21 protein-coding genes are annotated in these 17839 nt (G+C 69.9%); 18 read left to right on the forward strand and 3 right to left on the reverse strand.

The window, feature by feature from the left end; all coding sequences use genetic code 11:
* Positions 1–128: 128 nt before the first annotated feature.
* From ACZ63J_RS27205 to aroA, 14 genes are all read left to right on the forward strand, one after another.
* Complete coding sequence (locus ACZ63J_RS27205) at positions 129–779, forward strand: L-threonylcarbamoyladenylate synthase (protein ID WP_465312696.1); 651 nt, start codon at positions 129–131, stop codon at positions 777–779.
* 74 nt (positions 780–853) lie between these two features.
* Complete coding sequence (locus ACZ63J_RS27210) at positions 854–2011, forward strand: glycosyltransferase family 4 protein (protein WP_465312695.1); 1158 nt, start codon at positions 854–856, stop codon at positions 2009–2011.
* A gap of 49 nt (positions 2012–2060) precedes the next feature.
* Positions 2061–2498: a hypothetical protein gene (locus tag ACZ63J_RS27215; protein WP_465406344.1), complete on the forward strand. Its 438-nt coding sequence runs from the start codon at positions 2061–2063 to the stop codon at positions 2496–2498.
* 522 nt (positions 2499–3020) lie between these two features.
* Positions 3021–3806, forward strand: a complete 786-nt coding sequence (atpB, locus tag ACZ63J_RS27220; RefSeq protein WP_465312693.1) for a F0F1 ATP synthase subunit A — start codon at positions 3021–3023, stop codon at positions 3804–3806.
* 55 nt (positions 3807–3861) lie between these two features.
* Complete coding sequence (locus ACZ63J_RS27225; RefSeq protein ID WP_465312692.1) at positions 3862–4116, forward strand: ATP synthase subunit c family protein; 255 nt, start codon at positions 3862–3864, stop codon at positions 4114–4116.
* 34 nt (positions 4117–4150) lie between these two features.
* The gene (locus ACZ63J_RS27230) at positions 4151–4702 is read left to right on the forward strand and encodes a F0F1 ATP synthase subunit B (protein ID WP_465406342.1); all 552 of its coding nucleotides are present in this window, start codon (positions 4151–4153) and stop codon (positions 4700–4702) included.
* A 6-nt stretch (positions 4703–4708) separates the two neighbouring features.
* Positions 4709–5533 (forward strand): F0F1 ATP synthase subunit delta, encoded by an 825-nt coding sequence (locus ACZ63J_RS27235; RefSeq protein ID WP_465406340.1) that lies wholly within the window; start codon positions 4709–4711, stop codon positions 5531–5533.
* Positions 5534–5590: 57 nt separating this feature from the next.
* Positions 5591–7228 carry a F0F1 ATP synthase subunit alpha gene (gene atpA, locus ACZ63J_RS27240; RefSeq protein ID WP_465406338.1) on the forward strand — a complete coding sequence of 546 codons (1638 nt, stop codon included), beginning with the start codon at positions 5591–5593 and terminating at the stop codon, positions 7226–7228.
* Positions 7229–7239: 11 nt separating this feature from the next.
* Positions 7240–8178, forward strand: a complete 939-nt coding sequence (locus ACZ63J_RS27245; protein ID WP_465312688.1) for a F0F1 ATP synthase subunit gamma — start codon at positions 7240–7242, stop codon at positions 8176–8178.
* Positions 8178–9605 carry a F0F1 ATP synthase subunit beta gene (gene atpD, locus ACZ63J_RS27250; RefSeq protein WP_155541275.1) on the forward strand — a complete coding sequence of 476 codons (1428 nt, stop codon included), beginning with the start codon at positions 8178–8180 and terminating at the stop codon, positions 9603–9605. The genes ACZ63J_RS27245 and atpD overlap by 1 nt, the downstream gene beginning before the upstream one ends.
* 114 nt (positions 9606–9719) lie before the next feature.
* Positions 9720–10085 carry a F0F1 ATP synthase subunit epsilon gene (locus tag ACZ63J_RS27255; RefSeq protein WP_465312687.1) on the forward strand — a complete coding sequence of 122 codons (366 nt, stop codon included), beginning with the start codon at positions 9720–9722 and terminating at the stop codon, positions 10083–10085.
* Between the two features lie 25 nt (positions 10086–10110).
* Positions 10111–10545 carry a DUF2550 domain-containing protein gene (locus ACZ63J_RS27260; protein WP_465406336.1) on the forward strand — a complete coding sequence of 145 codons (435 nt, stop codon included), beginning with the start codon at positions 10111–10113 and terminating at the stop codon, positions 10543–10545.
* 69 nt (positions 10546–10614) lie between these two features.
* Complete coding sequence (locus ACZ63J_RS27265) at positions 10615–10935, forward strand: putative quinol monooxygenase (protein WP_465406334.1); 321 nt, start codon at positions 10615–10617, stop codon at positions 10933–10935.
* A 9-nt stretch (positions 10936–10944) separates the two neighbouring features.
* Positions 10945–12183 carry a 3-phosphoshikimate 1-carboxyvinyltransferase gene (gene aroA, locus ACZ63J_RS27270; protein WP_465406332.1) on the forward strand — a complete coding sequence of 413 codons (1239 nt, stop codon included), beginning with the start codon at positions 10945–10947 and terminating at the stop codon, positions 12181–12183.
* Here the strand turns inward: aroA and ACZ63J_RS27275 are convergent.
* Positions 12180–12752 carry a cob(I)yrinic acid a,c-diamide adenosyltransferase gene (locus ACZ63J_RS27275; protein WP_465406330.1) on the reverse strand — a complete coding sequence of 191 codons (573 nt, stop codon included), beginning with the start codon at positions 12750–12752 and terminating at the stop codon, positions 12180–12182. The two genes, aroA and ACZ63J_RS27275, sit on opposite strands and share 4 nt — an antisense overlap.
* Positions 12753–12813: 61 nt before the next feature.
* On the opposite strand from ACZ63J_RS27275, the gene murA reads away from it, so the two are divergent.
* On the forward strand, positions 12814–14088 hold the full coding sequence (gene murA, locus ACZ63J_RS27280; protein WP_465336375.1) for a UDP-N-acetylglucosamine 1-carboxyvinyltransferase: 1275 nt from the start codon (positions 12814–12816) through the stop codon (positions 14086–14088).
* On the opposite strand, the gene ACZ63J_RS27285 is transcribed toward murA, so the two are convergent.
* Positions 14089–14682: a TetR/AcrR family transcriptional regulator gene (locus ACZ63J_RS27285; protein WP_465406328.1), complete on the reverse strand. Its 594-nt coding sequence runs from the start codon at positions 14680–14682 to the stop codon at positions 14089–14091.
* 93 nt (positions 14683–14775) lie between these two features.
* On the opposite strand from ACZ63J_RS27285, the gene ACZ63J_RS27290 reads away from it, so the two are divergent.
* From ACZ63J_RS27290 to ACZ63J_RS27300, 3 genes are read left to right on the forward strand one after another with little or no spacing between them, the layout of a single operon-like run.
* A complete protein-coding gene (locus ACZ63J_RS27290; protein ID WP_465406326.1) occupies positions 14776–15201 on the forward strand; it encodes a nuclear transport factor 2 family protein in 426 nt (141 codons plus the stop codon).
* Positions 15194–16012 carry a Rossmann-fold NAD(P)-binding domain-containing protein gene (locus ACZ63J_RS27295; RefSeq protein WP_465406324.1) on the forward strand — a complete coding sequence of 273 codons (819 nt, stop codon included), beginning with the start codon at positions 15194–15196 and terminating at the stop codon, positions 16010–16012. The genes ACZ63J_RS27290 and ACZ63J_RS27295 overlap by 8 nt, the downstream gene beginning before the upstream one ends.
* Complete coding sequence (locus ACZ63J_RS27300; RefSeq protein WP_465406322.1) at positions 16009–17199, forward strand: alpha/beta hydrolase family protein; 1191 nt, start codon at positions 16009–16011, stop codon at positions 17197–17199. Before ACZ63J_RS27295 ends, ACZ63J_RS27300 begins: the two co-directional genes overlap by 4 nt.
* On the opposite strand, the gene ACZ63J_RS27305 is transcribed toward ACZ63J_RS27300, so the two are convergent.
* A complete protein-coding gene (locus ACZ63J_RS27305; protein WP_465406320.1) occupies positions 17196–17810 on the reverse strand; it encodes a LysE family translocator in 615 nt (204 codons plus the stop codon). The genes ACZ63J_RS27300 and ACZ63J_RS27305 overlap by 4 nt on opposite strands.
* Positions 17811–17839 lie beyond the last annotated feature (29 nt).

Raw genomic sequence — 17839 nt, forward strand, 5'->3', positions numbered from 1 at the left:
GGGGGAAGGACGGTGGGAGGAGTATGGGGGGGGGCGTGTGTGTCTTTTCCTTCGTCGCCTAGCGTCGGCGGGGGGGGGTGACAACTCCCCCCCCCCCCCCACCCCCCCACGAGGCTAGGCTGACCGCCATGAGCGTGGTCTACGACTGCAGCAAGCGTGACTCCCGGGCCGACGGGCTGGCCGCGGCGGCGGGTGCGGTCCGGTCGAGCAGGCTGGTCGTCCTGCCGACCGACACGGTCTACGGCATCGGCGCCGACGCGTTCGACGCGGGCGCCGTCCAGGCGCTGCTGCGCGCGAAGAACCGCGGCCCGGACATGCCGGTCGGCGTGCTCGTCGGCTCCTGGTCCACTGTGGACGGACTGGTGCTCGGCGTGCCCCCGCAGGCGCGCGCGCTCATCGAAGCGTTCTGGCCGGGCGATCTGTCCATCGTGCTCCCGCACGCGCCGAGCCTGCAGTGGAACCTCGGCGACGCGCGCGGCACCGTGATGCTGCGGATGCCGCTGCACCCGGTGGCGCTGGAGCTCCTGCGCGACGTCGGCCCGATGGCCGTTTCGAGCGCGAACGTCTCCGGCCGGCCGCCGGCGAGCACCGCGCAGGAGGCGCAGGAACAGCTGGGCGACTCGGTCGCGGTGTACCTCGACGGCGGCTCCAGCGGCGAGGCCGTCGCATCGACCATTGTGGACCTCACCGGCGCCGAACCGGTGGTGCTGCGCGAGGGCGCCGTGGCCAAGGCAGCCGTGGCGGAGGTGCTCGGTGTGCCCGCGGAAACGTTGGCGTGAAGCCGGATCAGGCCGGGAACCGCGGCACGATAGCGTGTCGCGGGTGACCCCGACCCCGCGAGCGTGACGCCCCCGTGCCGCCCACATCCGGTCTGCTCCCCATCCGGGAATACATCCTCGTCGCGCTGACCGCGACGGCCGTGACCTACCTGCTCACCGGTCTCGTGCGCCGGCTCGCGATCCGCGTCGGCGCGATCGCCAACCCGCGGGCGCGCGACGTCCACGTCGCCCCCATCCCGCGGATGGGCGGGATCGGCATCTTCCTCGGCGTCGCCGGCGCGATGGGCCTGGCCCACCAGCTGCCCGCGCTGTCCCACGGCTTCGACGCCTCGTTCGACTCGGTCGGCGTGCTGCTCGCGGCCGGGGTCATCTCGCTGATCGGCGCGCTCGACGACCGGTTCGAGCTCGACGCGTGGACGAAGCTCGCCGGCCAGGTCATGTGCGCCGGGATCCTGGTCATCTTCGGCGTGCAGTGGGTGTCGTTCTGGGTGCCGTGGGGCGGGCAGGGCGACTCGTTCGGCTCGGTGCTGGTGCTGGACAAGAACCAGGGCGCGCTGCTCACCGTGCTGATGGTCGTGGTGATGGTCAACGCGATGAACTTCGTCGACGGCCTCGACGGGCTGGCCGGCGGCCTCGGGTTCATCGCGGCCGCGGCGACGTGCGCGTTCTCGCTCGGGCTGCTCGACAGCTCCGGCGGCGACGTCGGCACGTACCCGCCCGCGCTGATCGCGGCCACGCTCGCCGGGGCCTGTCTGGGTTTCCTGCCCTACAACTTCCAGCCGGCCAAGATATTCATGGGCGACTCCGGCTCGATGATGATCGGCCTGATGCTGGCCGGCGCGACGACGTCGGCCTCCGGGCGCGTGCCCTACCCGCAGTTCAGCGGCAAGGACGCGATCGCGCTGCTGTCCCCGCTGGTGGTCGTGGCGGCGGTGCTGTTCGTGCCGCTGCTGGACCTGATCATGGCGGTCGTCCGGCGCACCCGCCGCGGCGAAAGCCCGTTCGCGGCGGACAAGATGCACCTGCACCACCGGCTGCTGGAGATCGGCCACTCCCAGCGCCGCGCGGTGCTCCTGATCTATTTGTGGGCCGGGATCCTGGCGTTCGGCGCGGTGTCGGTGACGCTCTTCGACGACGCCGCGGCGCTGTGGATCATCGGCGCCGGGCTGGTGTTCGCGGTGGTGGTTTCGGTCATCCCGCGGCTGCGCTCGCGCCACCAGCCCGGCGCCTGATCCGCCGGGTTCTCTACACTCGGGTGTCGAACCGAGCAGGGAGCCAGTCGTGAGCGAGACCGAAACGCAGGAGAACCCCCACGCCAAGCCCGTGGTGGAGGCGGCCCGCGCGATGACGAAGGCTTCGCTGGTGGCGACCGTGCCCGCGGTGGTGGTCTGCATCATCCTCTTCAGCATCCTCAACGGCCTGCACGGCTTCCTCGGCTCGCTGGTCGGCGCCGTGCTGGCGATGCTCGCGTCGCTCTCGACGCTGGGCATGATGCGCTTCAGCGCGGGTCTCGACCCGATGTTCGTCATGGTCATCGCGCTCGGCGGGTACGTCGTGAAGGTCATCGTGCTCTTCGGGGCGCTGACCCTGCTGAAGGGCGTCACGGCGCTGCACCCGATGTCGCTCGGGATCACCATGATCGTCGCCATCCTGGTGGCCGCCGCGGCCGAGTTCGCGGCCTTCCGCAAGACCAAGCTCCCGACGATCATCCCCTCCTGAACACCGCCGGGCTCCCTCACGCAGGGTGAGGCGGCCTGCCGCCGCCCGAGTGTGACCGGGACCACTCCCGTGCGCTTTCGCGCGCCCCTCCGGGACCCCTTCGAAGGGCTCGCCTGCGGCGTTGGAGACGGGGTCCCGCCCGGGTCCGGACCTGGGTCCCGGGACCACCCGGGACCTAAGTCCTGGGCTGATCGGTTGGTATGGAGTACGCCTGTACGGCACTGATTGACCTGCTGGTATGGTCCGCGTCAAGGGTGGCGGCCTCGGCCGCACGCTCCCTAAGACGAACCGCGATCAGCAGTGTGGCGACCGTGTAGTTCCGCCTCTTCCGCCGCTGGTCCGAAGTAGACCGCAGGGCAGTGTTCACGCGAGACAACCCCGTGTGCAGAACGTGAAGCCGTGTTCATCGCACAGTGGGGCAGCCGCCTCCGGCGTCCCGATACGTATCGGGTACGTTAAGTCCAGATCGTGACGATTCCCCCGGCGGAGTGAACGCCGGCCGGGAGAACCGGAAGGAGCCCAGTGGGCGCGCTGGTACTGGCCGAGGGAGCGGTGTTCGCACCGCCCGGAGCCGAAAGCTTCATCTTGCCGCCGATCTTCGGCTCGGTCACCAAGCCGATGCTGCTGGTCGTGCTTTCGGTCGTGATCATCGCGACGTACTTCCTGCTGGCGACCCGCAAGCTGCAGGTCGTGCCGGGCAAGGGGCAGTTCGTCGCCGAGTCCATCTACGACTTCAGCCGCAACAACATCGCGCGCGAACAGATCGGCAGCAAGGACTTCAAGCGGTTCGTCCCTGTCATCTTCGCGCTGTTCACCTTCATCCTGGTGAACAACCTCTACGGCGTCATCCCCGTGCTGCAGTTCCCGACCATGGCGCGCTTCGGTTTCCCGGTCGCGCTGTCGGTCCTCGTGGTCTACCCCGTGTACCACTTCGTCGGGATCAAGAAGCACGGCCTGGGCGGGTACCTCAAGAAGGAGCTCGCGCCGCCCGGAGTTCCGCCGATGGTGCTTCCGCTGTTCGCACTGATCGAGTTCGCGGAGAAGTTCTTCCTCAACCCGCTGACGCTCGCCATCCGTGTTTTCGCGGCGATGTTCGCCGGTCACCTGATCCTCGCCGTGTTCACCCTGGGCGGCACCTTCCTGCTGACGGAGACGTCCGGCTGGGCCCTGAAGCCGGTTTCGCTGGTGGCGTGGATCTTCGCCATCGGGCTGACCTTCCTCGAGGCCTTCATCCAGGTGCTGCAGGCCTACATCTTCGCCCTGCTGTCGGCCGGGTACATCGGCGCCGCGCTGGCGTCGGAGCACTGAGAACACAAGCCCCCGATCCACGCGAGCGCGTGGACCGAAGTGAAGGGAAATGCACGTGAGCAACATCGTTCTGGCCCAGCAGGCCGCCGAGGCCGTCAACCTGAACAAGGGTCTCGCCGCCATCGGCTACGGCCTCGGCGCCATCGGCCCGGGCATCGGTGTGGGTCTGATCTTCGCCGCCGTCATCAACGGCACAGCGCGTCAGCCGGAGGCGCAGAGCAAGCTCCAGGGCATCGGTTACGCGACCTTCGTGCTGACCGAGGTGCTCGCCCTGATCGGTATCGTCATCTACTTCATCGCCTCCGCCTGAGCCCGTCCAGCTCGCCGCTTAAGGAGACGTTGTCGTGACGAACGAACTGGTTCTGGCATCGGAAACGCCGTTGCCGATCGTGCCGGACATTTCCGAGCTCATTCTCGGCATCGTCGCCTTCCTGATCCTGCTGTTCATTCTCAAGAAGTACGTCGTCCCTCGTTTCGAGAAGGCGTACGAAGAGCGTGCGCAGAAGATCGAGGGAGGCATCGAGAAGGCCGAGAAGGCTCAGGCCGAGGCCGAAGAGGCGCTGGCCAAGTACCGGGCGCAGCTCAACGACGCCCGGTCCGAGGCCGCGAAGATCCGCGACGACGCCCGGCTCGAAGCCGAGCAGATCAAGGCGGAGCTGCGGGCCGAGGCCGAGGCCGAGTCCCAGCGGATCATCGCCCAGGGCGAGGCCGCGCTGCAGGCCCAGAAGGCGCAGATCATCGCCGAGCTGCGGGCCGACATGGGCCGCAACGCCGTGGAGCTGGCCAGCCGCATCGTCGGCGAGTCGCTCGAAGACGAGGCGCGCCGTCGTGGCACCGTCGACCGGTTCCTCGCGGAGCTGGACACCGCCGGTGCCGCTGGTGGGGCGGGGAAGTAGACCGTAATGACGCTGCATGCTGCGAGCCGTGAAGCGCTCGGCCTCGCCGAGGAACGCCTCGGCGAGGTTCTGGCCGACGCGGGAGCCGACGCGGCCACGGTCGGCGACGAGCTGCTCTCGGTCGTCGACCTGCTGGACCGTGAGATCGGCCTGCGCCGGGCCGTGAGCGACGCTTCGACGACGCCGGAGGCGCGCACCGGGCTGGTGCGCCGGCTGTTCGACGGCAAGCTGTCCGAACCGGCGCTGAAGGTGCTCGACACGGTGGCCGGCAGCCGCTGGTCCAGCCCCCGCGAGCTGACCGACGGGCTCGAGTCGCTCGGTCGCTCGGCGCTGCTGACCGCGGCCGAGAAGACCGGGAACGTCGACACCGTCGAGGCCCAGCTGTTCCAGGTCGCGCGGATCGTGGCCGGCGCCCCGGAGCTGGAGACGGCGCTCTCCGACCTGGCCGGCCCCGCCGACGCCAAGCGCACCCTGGTGCGCGGGCTGTTCGCCGACAAGGTGGACGTCGTCACCGAGACCCTCGTCGAGCAGGTCGTGCGCCGGGCCAAGGGCCGCGGCGTCGGCGTCGGGCTCGACAAGCTGGTCAAGCTGGCCGCGGAACGCCGTGAACGCTCGGTCGCGTACGTGACCAGCGCGAACGCTCTGTCCGACGAGCAGACCGCCCAGCTGGGCGCGAAGCTCAACGACATCTACGGGCGGCAGATCGCGCTGCACGTCGAGGTCGACCCGCGGCTCGGCGGCGGGCTCGTCGTCCGCGTCGGCGACGAGGTCATCGACGGGAGCGCGGCGGGTCAGCTGGCGGCCCTGCGCAGGCGGCTGGCCCGGGCATAGCTCCAGGTCACCCAAGACTTTGCATACTGGCAAGAACGAAGCGAGAGCGGGAAAGACATGGCCGAGCTGACGATCTCCTCGGATGAGATCCGTAGCGCGATCGAGAACTACGTCTCGAGTTACGCCCCGGACGTGAGCCGGGAAGAAGTTGGCATCGTGGTGGACGCCGGTGACGGCATCGCCCACGTCGAGGGCCTGCCCTCGGCCATGGCCAACGAGCTGCTCGAGTTCCCCGGCGGCGTCCTGGGCGTCGCACTGAACCTGGACGCGCGCTCCATCGGCGCCGCGATCCTCGGCGACTTCGAAAGCGTCGAAGAAGGCCAGCAGGTCAAGCGCACCGGCCAGGTCCTGTCGGTGCCGGTCGGCGACGGCTACCTCGGCCGCGTCGTCAACCCGCTGGGCGCCCCGATCGACGGCCTCGGCGACATCGAGACCACCGACCGCCGCCCGCTGGAGGTCAAGGCCGCTTCGGTGGTCGAGCGCCAGCCGGTGTCGGAGCCGCTGCAGACCGGCATCACCGCGATCGACGCGATGACCCCGATCGGCCGCGGCCAGCGCCAGCTGATCATCGGTGACCGCAAGACGGGCAAGACCGCCGTCGCCGTGGACACGATCATCAACCAGAAGGCCAACTGGGAGACCGGCGACCCGCAGAAGCAGGTCCGCTGCATCTACGTCGCGATCGGCCAGAAAGGCTCCACGATCGCGGCCGTGAAGAAGTCCCTCGAGGACTCCGGCGCGATGGAGTACACCACCATCGTCGCGGCCCCCGCGTCCGACTCCGCCGGCTTCAAGTGGATCGCGCCGTACACGGGCTCGGCCATCGGCCAGCACTGGATGTTCGAGGGCAAGCACGTCCTCATCGTGTTCGACGACCTGACCAAGCAGGCCGACGCGTACCGCGCGATCTCGCTGCTGCTGCGCCGCCCGCCGGGCCGCGAGGCCTTCCCCGGCGACGTCTTCTACTTGCACTCCCGTCTCCTCGAGCGGTGCGCGAAGCTCTCGGACGAGCTGGGCGCCGGCTCGCTGACCGGGCTGCCGATCATCGAGACGAAGGCCAACGACGTGTCGGCCTACATCCCGACGAACGTCATCTCGATCACCGACGGCCAGTGCTTCTTCCAGTCGGACCTGTTCAACGCCGGTCAGCGCCCGGCCATCGACGTGGGTATCTCGGTCTCCCGCGTGGGTGGCGCCGCGCAGGTCAAGGCGATGAAGTCGGTTTCCGGCTCGCTCCGCATCGACCTGTCGCAGTACCGCGAGCTGGAGGCGTTCGCCGCCTTCGCCTCGGACCTCGACGACGCGTCGAAGGCGCAGCTCGAGCGTGGTGCCCGCCTGTACGAGGTGCTCAAGCAGCCGCAGTACTCGCCGATCCCGGTCGAGGAGCAGGTCTGCACGGTGTGGCTGGGCACGAACGGCCACTACGACTCGGTCCCGACCGAGGACGTGCGCCGCTTCAACCACGAGTTCCTCGACTCGGCGCGCCGCAAGCACGACGACGTCCTCGGCGCGATCCGCGACTCGGGCAAGTTCGAGGACGAGACCGCCGACAAGCTGGTCGCCGCGGTGAACGAGTTCAAGAAGGAGTTCACCACCTCCGAGGGCAAGCAGCTCGAGGAGAACGCGGACGCCATGGAATCCGACAAGGTCGGGCAGGAGACCGTCAAGGTCAACAAGCCCGCCCCGAAGAAGTGAGCTGGTAGCTCATGGCCGCACAACTCCGGGAACTCCGGTCGCGCATCAAGGCGACCAAGTCGATCGGCAAGATCACCAAGGCGATGGAGCTCATCGCCACCGCGCGCATCACCAAGGCGCGGGCGCGGGTCGCCGCTTCCCGGCCGTACGCGGACGAGATCACCAAGGTGCTCTCGGCGCTGGCCGGCGCGGCCACCACGCTCGACCACCCCATGCTGGTCGAGCGCCCGAACCCGAAGCGGGCCGCCGTCCTGGTCGTGACCAGTGACAAGGGCCAGTGCGGTGGGTACAACTCCAACGTGCTGCGCGCGACCGAAGAGCTGCTCGCCCTCCTCCGTTCGGAGGGCAAGGAGCCCGAGGTCTACGTCACCGGCAACAAGGGGCTGAACTACTACCGGTTCCGGGGCCGCGAGGTCGTGGACGGCTGGACGGGCTTCTCCGACCAGCCGGGCTACGCGAACGCGGTCGCGGCCGGCGACGCCCTGGTCGAGTCGTTCATGCGGGGCGTCGACGACGAGCACGGCAACGCCGACGGCATCACGGGTGTCGACGAGATCCACATCGTCTACACCGAGTTCGTGTCGATGCTGACCCAGCGGCCGACGGCCAAGCGCGTCGCGCCGCTCGAGGTCGAGTACTCCGAAGGCGAAGAGGAGAAGCCCGCCGGGCTGCTCCCCAGCTACGAGTTCGAGCCGAGTGCCGACAAGCTGCTGGACGCGCTCCTGCCGAAGTACATCAACACGCGTCTGTACGCGGCCTTCCTCGAGTCGGCCGCGTCCGAGCTGGCCGCGCGCCGCACGGCGATGAAGGCCGCCTCGGACAACGCGAACGAGCTGGTGGGCAACCTGACGCGGGAGATGAACCAGGCCCGCCAGGCGCAGATCACCCAGGAGATCTCCGAAATCGTCGGTGGCGCGAACGCGCTCACCGCAGCAGGAAGTGATGATTGATGACCAGTACTGAAGCCCCGCGCGCCAAGGGGCGCATCGTCTCGGTGACCGGGCCGGTCGTCGACGTCGAGTTCCCGCGCGGTTCCGTTCCCGAACAGTTCAACGCGCTCAAGGTCGAGATCGAGTTCGAGCAGCTGCGCAAGACCGTGACGCTCGAGGTCGCCTCCCACCTGGGTGACAACCTCGTCCGCACGATCTCGCTCCAGCCGCAGGACGGCCTGGTCCGGGGCGCCGAGGTCACCGACACCGGCGGCCCGATCACGGTCCCGGTGGGCGACAAGGTCAAGGGCCACGTCTACAACGCCCTCGGCGAGTGCCTCGACGAGCCCGGCTACGGCGACGACCTCGAGCGCTGGGGCATCCACCGCAACCCGCCGTCCTTCGACCAGCTCGAGGGCAAGACGGAGATGCTGGAGACCGGCCTGAAGGTCGTCGACCTGCTCACCCCGTACGTCCAGGGTGGCAAGATCGGCCTCTTCGGCGGTGCCGGCGTGGGCAAGACGGTGCTCATCAAGGAGATGATCACCCGTGTCGCCCGGAACTTCGGTGGCACCTCGGTGTTCGCCGGGGTCGGCGAGCGCACCCGTGAGGGCAACGACCTCTTCCTGGAGATGAGCGAAGACGGCGTCATCAACGACACCGCCCTCGTGTTCGGCCAGATGGACGAGCCGCCGGGCACGCGTATGCGCGTCGCCCTGTCCGCGCTGACCATGGCGGAGTACTTCCGCGATGTGCAGAACCAGGACGTGCTGCTGTTCATCGACAACATCTTCCGGTTCACCCAGGCCGGTTCCGAGGTGTCGACCCTGCTGGGCCGTATGCCTTCGGCCGTGGGTTACCAGCCGACGCTGGCCGACGAGATGGGCCAGCTGCAGGAGCGGATCACCTCGACCCGGGGCCGGTCGATCACCTCGATGCAGGCGATCTACGTCCCCGCGGACGACTACACCGACCCCGCGCCGGCCGCGACGTTCGCCCACCTGGACGCCACCACCGAGCTTTCGCGTGGTGTCTTCCAGAAGGGCATCTTCCCGGCGGTGGACCCGCTGGCGTCGACGTCGACGATCCTCGACCCGGCGATCGTCGGTGAGGACCACTACCGCGTGGCCTCCGAGGTCATCCGGATCCTGCAGAAGTACAAGGAGCTGCAGGACATCATCGCGATCCTCGGTATGGACGAGCTCTCGGAAGAGGACAAGCTCACCGTCCAGCGTGCCCGCCGGATCGAGCGCTTCCTCTCGCAGAACATGCTGGTCGCGGAGGCGTTCACGCAGATCCCGGGCTCGACGGTGCCGCTGTCGGAGACCATCGAGTCGTTCGACCGCATCTCCAAGGGTGACTTCGACCACTACCCGGAGCAGGCGTTCCTGGGTATCGGTGGCCTCGAGGACCTCGAGAAGAAGTACAAGGAAATCACCAAGAAGTGAGTTCCTGACGGCGGCGGGGGCAGTGTCCATTGTGGACTCGCGCCCCCGCCGTCGTCATAGCAGGAGACAGACCTATTACACTCGGTGGTAACACCCCGAGCGAAGGAGTGCTACGTGGCCGAGATGTCCGTGGAGCTGGTGGCTGTCGAGCGCCGTCTCTGGTCGGGTACCGCCACTTTTGTGGTGGCCCAGACCACCGAGGGTGAGATCGGCATCATGGCCGGCCACGAACCCGTGCTCGGGCAGCTCGTCGAGGGTGGTGTGGTCAAGGTGACGACCACGGACGGTGAGACGGTCTGCGCCGCGGTGCACGGCGGTTTCCTCTCCGTGACCGGCACCGGGGTGAGCATCCTCGCCGAGAGTGCCGAGCTGTCGGACGAGATCGACGTCAGCGCGGCGAAGGCGGCCCTGAACGCCGATGACGAGACCGAGCGGACGAGGGCCACCGCCCAGCTCCGCGCGGCAGGTCAGTCGGCCTGAGCGGGAGACGGGCAGGAGCCGGGCCGTGACGATCACCGTGGTGGTAACCGGGCTCCTGGTCGTGCTCGTCGTGCTGGTCGCGTGGTACGGCCAGCGCTGGATCCGGATGCGCCGCGGCGGGGGCGTGAGCGTCGCGCTGCGGTGGCGTCCGGACAACGCGCGCGCGGGCTGGCACCTGGGGCTGGGCCGCTACGAGGGTGACGAGTTCGTCTGGTACCGCGTGTGGAGCCTGCGGACCGGCCCGGACCGCGTCTTCCAGCGCGAAAGCATGCAGATCGCCGACCGGCGCGACCCCTCCGGCAGTGAGGCCTACGCCGTCCCCGAGGGGGCGACCGTGCTGCGCTGCGAGTCCGAGACCCAGGAGGCGATCGAGATCGCCATGGGCCCGGGCGCGCTGACCGGCTTCCTCTCGTGGCTCGAATCCGCCCCACCGGGGCGACGTCTCCCGCGCGCTTCCTGACCCGCTGTCTCACTGCGCTGTCTCAAACCGAGACAGCCACGGCCGCGGTTTTGGCCTACGGTTGAGGCCATGATCTTCATCGTGGTCAAGTTCCCGGTCAAACCGGAGCACGCGGAAGCCTGGCCGGACATCGTCGCGGACTACACCAAGAACACCCGCGGCGAGGCGGGCAACCGGTTCTTCGAGTGGTCGCGCAGCCTCGAGGACAAGAACACGTACGTGCTGGTCGAGGGCTTCGAAGGCCAGGACGCCGCCGTCGCGCACGTCGGCTCCGACCACTTCAAGTGGGCGGTCGCGAACCTGGGCGCCTACATCAGCGACCACCCGCAGATCATCAACGTCCAGGACGCCTCCGACTGGGGCCCGATGGCGGAGATCCAGCCCCACTAAACTGGGTCCGTGACTCTCGTCGAGATCCCCGGCTCCAAGTCCGTCACCGCCCGCGGCCTGTTCCTGGCCGCCGCCGCGCACGGCACCACGACCCTCGGCCGTCCGCTGCATTCGGACGACACCGAGGGCTTTGCCGAGGGGCTCGTCAAGCTCGGTTACCGCGTCGACCGGCAGCCGGGCGCGTGGACCATCGAAGGCCGTCCCTCCGGCCCCGGAGTCGCTTCCGCCGACGTCTACTGCCGCGACGGCGCCACGACGGCCCGGTTCCTGCCCGCGCTGGCCGCGGCCGGCACCGGGACGTTCCACTTCGACGCGTCCGACCAGATGCGCCGCCGCCCGCTCGGCCCGCTGACCGACGCGCTGCAGGAGCTGGGCGTCGACCTGACCTTCGAGGGCGAGCCCGGGCACCACCCGCTGACCGTGCGCGCGAACGGCGTCAAAGGCGGTTCGCTGACCCTCGACGCGGGCCTGTCGTCGCAGTTCCTGACGGCGTTGCTGCTGCTCGGGCCGCTGACCGCGGAGGGGCTGCGGATCACGGTGACGGACCTGGTGTCGGTGCCGTACGTCGAGATCACGCTGGAGATGATGCGCCGCTTCGGGGTCGAGGTCCGGCGTGAGGGCAAGACGTTCGTCGTGCCTCCTGCGCCGTACCAGGCGTGCGAGTACCCGGTGGAGCCCGACGCGTCGACGGCCAGCTACTTCCTGGCCGCGGCGGCCGTCACCGGCCGCACGGTGACCATCCCGGGGCTGGGTTCGTCCGCGCTGCAGGGCGACGTTCGCTTCGTCGACGTCCTGCGGCAGATGGGCGCGCACGTCGAGCTGGCGCCCGATTCGGTCACCGTGGCAGGCCCGTCCGACGGCCTGCGCGGTGTCACGGTGAACATGCGCGACATCTCCGACACGGTCCCGACTCTGGCCGCGATCGCGCCGTTCGCGTCCGGGCCGGTGCGCATCGAGGACGTCTACAACACGCGCATCAAGGAGTGCGACCGCCTGGACGCGTGCGAGGAGAACCTGCGCGCGCTGGGCATCCAGGTCGAGACCGGCCGCGACTGGATCGAGATCCAGCCGGGCACGCCCACCGGCGCCCTGGTGAAGTGCCGCCGCGACCACCGGATCGCGATGGCGTTCAGCATCACCGGCCTGCGGACGTCCGGCATCACCCTGGACGACCCGGAGTGCGTGAAGAAGACCTTCCCCGGCTTCCACCAGGCGCTGGGGGCGCTGCGGGAGAGCTGGGGGATCTAGGGCTGCCCGCCCGGCGCCCACAGCACGTCACCCTCGGGGTTCGCCAGCCGCGCGAGGATGAACAGCAGGTCCGAGAGCCGGTTCAGGTACTTCACCGCGACCGGGTTCGTCGTCTCCGGCTCGGCCTCGTACAGCGCCCACGCGCTCCGCTCCGCCCGGCGCGACACCGTGCGCGCCTGGTGCAGGAACGCCGCGCCCGGCGTGCCCCCGGGCAGGATGAACGACGTCAGCTTCGGCAGGCGGTCGTTGAACTCGTCGCACCAGCCCTCGAGCCGTTCGACGTACTTCTCCGTGATGCGCAGCGGCGGGTACGGCGGGTCGTCGGAGATCGGGAGGCACAGGTCCGCGCCGACGTCGAAAAGATCGTTCTGCACCGTGCGCAGGACATCCTTGAGCTCGTCCGGCAGCGCGCCCAGCGCGACGGCCAGGCCGATGACCGAGTTCGCTTCGTCGGTATCGGCGTACGCGCCCAGGCGCGGGGACGTCTTCGGCACGCGGGACCCGTCGCCGAGCGCGGTCGTGCCGCTGTCGCCGACCTTCGTGTAGACCCGGTTGATGCGAACGACCATGAACCCACCATAGCGGCCCCCGCCCGGGCCGAATCCGGGCGAGAGGGCATGATTGGCGGCCATGAGCGAGCACTTCGACGTGCATGGCGGAGCCCGGCTGGTCGGCGAGGTCGACGTGGTCGGCGCGAAGAACAGCGTGCTGAAGCTGATGGCCGCCGCCCTCCTCGCGGAGGGCACCACGACCATCACGAACTGCCCGCAGATCCTCGACGTCCCGTTGATGGGCGACGTGCTGCGGAGCGTCGGCTGCGAGGTCGTCATCGAGGGCGACACCGCCACCATCACGACGCCGGCGGAGCTGTCGCACCGCGCGGACTCGGCCGCGATGGGCAAGCTGCGCGCGTCCGTCTGCGTGCTGGGGCCGCTGGTCGGGCGGCTGAAGCAGGCGGTCGTGGCGCTGCCGGGCGGCGACGCGATCGGCTCGCGGCCGCTGGACATGCACCAGAACGGCCTGCGCAAGCTGGGCGCGACGAGCACGATCGAGCACGGCTGCGTCGTCGCGAAGGCCGAGACACTGGTCGGCGCGCAGATCTGGCTCGACTTCCCGAGCGTCGGCGCGACCGAGAACATCCTGATGGCGGCCGTGCTCGCCGAGGGCACCACGGTCATCGACAACTGCGCGCGCGAGCCCGAGATCGTCGACATCTGCACGATGCTCGTCGAGATGGGCGCGAAGGTCGAGGGCGCCGGCACCTCGACGCTGACCGTGCACGGCGTGGAGCAGCTGCACCCGACCACCCACAGCGTCATCGGCGACCGGATCGTCGGCGCGACCTGGGCGTTCGCCGCCTCGATGAGCCGCGGCGACATCACCGTGCGCGGGGTCAACCCGCACCACCTCGACCTGGTGCTGAACAAGCTGCAGCTCGCCGGCGCGGACGTCGAGACGTTCGGCGACAAGGGCTTCCGCGTGGTCCAGCCGGAGCGCCCGAAGGCCGTCGACTGGGTGACGCTGCCGTACCCCGGCTTCGCGACCGACCTCCAGCCGTTCGCGGTGGCGCTGTCGGCGGTGTCCGAGGGCACGTCGATGATCACGGAGAACGTCTACGAGGCGCGGTTCCGCTTCATCGAGGAGATGATCCGCCTCTCCGGCGACGCCCGCACCGACGGCCACCACGCGGTGGTCCGCGGGGTCGAGCGGCTCTCCAGCGCGCCGGTCTGGGCGTCCGACATCCGCGCGGGCGCGGGGCTGGTCCTGGCCGGCCTTTGCGCGGACGGCGTCACCGAGGTCTGGGACGTCTTCCACATCGACCGCGGCTACCCGCACTTCGTCGAGAACCTCAACCGCCTGGGCGCGAACATCAAGCGCGTCAGCGGCGAACCCGACCGCAAGTAGTCAGGCGTCCCGCGCGCCCAGCGCGCGCAGGGCGTAGGTCACCAGCCGGTCGAGGTAGTCCGGCTCCGCCGGGGCCAGGCGGACCACCAGGCGCCAGTAGATCGGCGCCGCGAGGGCGTCGAGCGCCAGCTCCATGTCCAGGTCCGCCGGCAGCTCGCCGCGGGCGATCGCGCGGCGCAGCATCGCTTCGCCGACCTCGCGGCGAGGGCCGCCGATCGCCTCGCGCAGGCCGGCGCCGCGGTCCGGGTTGCGGGCGTCCTCCGCGACCAGGTCCGGCAGGATCCGCGAGAACAGCGGGTGCGTGAGCCAGTCGATCAGCGCCTGCATCGTTTCGCGCAGGTCTCCGCGCAGCGAACCCGTGTCGGCCTCCGGCGCGCGCGTCACGCTGAACTCCGTCACGACGGAGGCGATCATGTGGTCCTTCGACACCCACCGCCGGTACAGCGCGCTCTTGCCGACGCCGGCGCGTTTCGCCACGGCTTCCATCGACAGCCGCCCGTAGCCCTGCTCGGCGAGTTCCCACATGACGGCGTCGGTGATCGCCTGCGTGACCTCGGGCTGGAGGACCGCGGCGCCGGTCGGGGTGCGTGCCATGAGCGCAGTGTAGCGGGTGGACGGAACGGTACCGTCCCGTCTACAGTGACGTCGGGACGGTACCGTCTCGTCCAAACGTCGAAGGAGACTGCGATGCAGCCGCGAGACCTCGTTCGGCAGGCCCTCGACCTGCTCCTCGAGCACAACATGACCGGGTTCGCGAACCTCTGGGCCGCCGACGGTGTGCTCGAGTTCCCGTTCGCCGCGCCGGGCTACCCGCAGCGCGTCGAGGGGCGCGACGCGATCCGCGAGTACCTGCGCGACTACCCGGACCTGCTCGACGTCCGGGAGCTCACTGCGCAGACCGTGCACGAGACCGCGGACCCGGCCGTGGTCGTCGTGGAGATGACGGTCGCGGGCGTGGTCGTCGCGTCGCAGAAGCCGTACGAGCTGTCGTACATCGCGGTGATCACCGTCGCGGACGGCGAGATCCGCCACTACCGCGACTACTGGAGCCCGCTCGCCGCGGCCGAGCTGCTCGGTGGCGTCGACGAGCTGACGGCGGCCTTCAGTGGCTGACGTCCTCGTCCTCGGCGGCACCGGCACCACCGGCCGCCGGGTCGTCGCAGGCCTGCGTGATGCCGGCGTCACGGCGCGCGCCGCGACGCGCAAGCCGGGCGAGCCCGGGCAGGTCCGGTTCGACTGGACCGACCGCACGACCCACGCCGGCGCGCTGCGCGACGTCTCCGCGGTGTACCTGCTGCCGCCGATCGGCGAGGCTTCGCCGGCGAAGCTGGTGACGCCGTTCCTGGACGACGCTCTGGCGGCGGGCGTCCGACGGGTCGTGCTGCTCAGCTCGTCGGCCGTCACGGTGGACACACCCGGGCTCGGCGACCTGCAGCGGCTGGTGCGCGCGGCGCCGGAGTGGGCCGTGCTGCGGCCGTCGTGGTTCATGCAGAACTTCACCGGCGAGCACCTCGTCGCGCGAGGCGTGCGGGACGGCGAGATCGTCACCGCCACCGGCGACGCCCGGATCGCGTTCGTCGACGCCGGCGACATCGCGGCGGTCGCCGTCCGCGCGCTGACCGACGCCGAACCGCACAACACCGAACACGTGCTGACCGGTCCTGCGGCGGTGAGCTACGCCGAAGCGGCCGCGGTCATCACCGCGCGCACCGGACGTCCGGTGCGTCACCGCGCCGTGAACACCGCCGAGTTCGCCGCCCTGGTCGCGGCGTCCGGGATCCCCGGAGAGTTCGCCACCGTTCTCGCCGCGCTCGACGAGGACATCCGGCACGGCGCCGAAGACCGCGTCACCCCGGCCGTCGAAGAGGTCACCGGCCGGCCCGCCCGCCCGTTCGAAACCTTTGTGGAGGAAGAGGTCCGATGAAGCAGCTCATGTTCGGAGAGGACCCGCAGTTCTGGTTCGAAACCCTGCGCCTGTTCGGCCACGCGGCCTACGGCGGCTCGGACTTCGGCGAGGTGCTCGCCGCGGCGTCGACCGTGACGCCCGGCGACTACGACAGCTGGCACGACGCCTACCGCGGGCTCGCCGACCGGCTGTACGCGGAAGCCGCCGACGCCGGCCCGGTCACCGCGCGCGATCTGATGCTGCGCGCGTCGACCTACTACTTCTCGGCGGAGTTCTTCCTGCACGGCGACCCGTCGGACCCGCGGATCGCGGCGGCGTACGACCGCAGTGTCGAGTGCTTCCGGCGCGCGGAGGTCGCCGAGCCGGTCGAAATCCCTTACGAGGGCACGGTTCTGCGCGGGTACTTCTACCGCGCGCCGGGCTCCGGGCCGAAGCCGATGCTGCTGATGCACAGCGGTTTCGACGGCAGCGCGGAGGAATGCCACTTCATGGGCGCGGGGGCGGGCGCGGAGCGCGGTTACCACGTGCTGACGTTCGACGGCCCCGGCCAGCCGAGCGCGATCCGGCACGACAAGCTCGTGTTCCGGCCGGACTGGGAACACGTCGTGACCCCAGTGGTGGACTTCGTGCTCGGGCTCGAGGACGTCGACCCGGCGCGGATCGCGCTGCTGGGCATCAGCCTCGGCGGTGAGCTGGCCCCGCGCGCGGCGGCGTTCGAATCCCGGCTGGCGGCGGTCGTCGCCGTCGACGGGGTGTACGACGCGGGATCCGCGGTGACGCAGATGCTGCCGTGGCCGCGCGAGGAGATCGTCCGCCGGGCTTCCGCGCCGGAGGACGAAGAGTTCGACGCGATCCTCGCGGCCGGCCGCGAAGCGAGCTCGACCCTGCGCTGGGCGTGCGACCACGGCCGTTACGTCCTGGGCGCGGCGACGGACCGCGAGTTCATCGCGAAATACCTCGAGTACACATTGGAAGACGGGATCGCGGAGAAGATCACGGCCCCGACGCTGGTCTGCGAGGCGGCGGACGACCTGTTCTTCGGCGGTGAGCAGGAGACCGAGCCGCGCCGGCTGTACGCGCACCTGAACGCGCCGAAGACGCTGATGACGTTCACGGCGGAAGAGGGCGCGGACGCCCACTGTCACGTCGGCGCCCAGCGCCTCGCGGCGGGCCGGGTCTACGACTGGCTGGACAAGACGCTCTAGCTTTCGATCGCGAGCGCGGCCCCGAAGCCGAGCAGCGCGGTGCCGGTGACGCCGTCGAGGGTGCGGCGGACCCGGCGCCGCAGCAGCCACGCCCGGATCCGGTGCACGCCGGCGACGATGACGAGCTGCCAGAGCGTCGCGAGCACCCCGACCGTGGCGGCGAGCAGCAGCGACTCGGCGACCGTGGACTCCGGCGTCAGGAACTGCGGCAGCATCGAGAGGTAGAAGACGAGGACCTTCGGGTTGGTGAGGTTGCAGAGAAAACCTTCCCGCCAGCGCCGGCCACCACTCGGCTTCGGCCGTGACAGCGCGCTGTAGTCGCCGCGCCACGCGGCGATCAGGGCTTTGACGCCGAGATAACCGAGGTACGCGGCGCCGGCCCAGCGCAGGGTTTCGAAAACGGGCTCGGACCGCACGATGACGGCGCTGAGGCCGAGCGCCGCGGCCGCGCCTTGGACGAGGTTCCCGGACCCGATGCCGACCGCGGTCAGCACCCCGCCCCGCCGCCCGCCGGCGAGCGAGTTCTTGAGCACCAGTGCGGTGTCCGGCCCCGGCACGACCAGGACGAGCAGAACGAAGAGCACGTAAGTGCCGTAACTTCCCCAGGTCATCAGCCCAGGTTAGGGCGGGACTACGTCGA

The sequence above is a fragment of the Amycolatopsis sp. NPDC104863 genome (genome assembly GCF_055582965.1).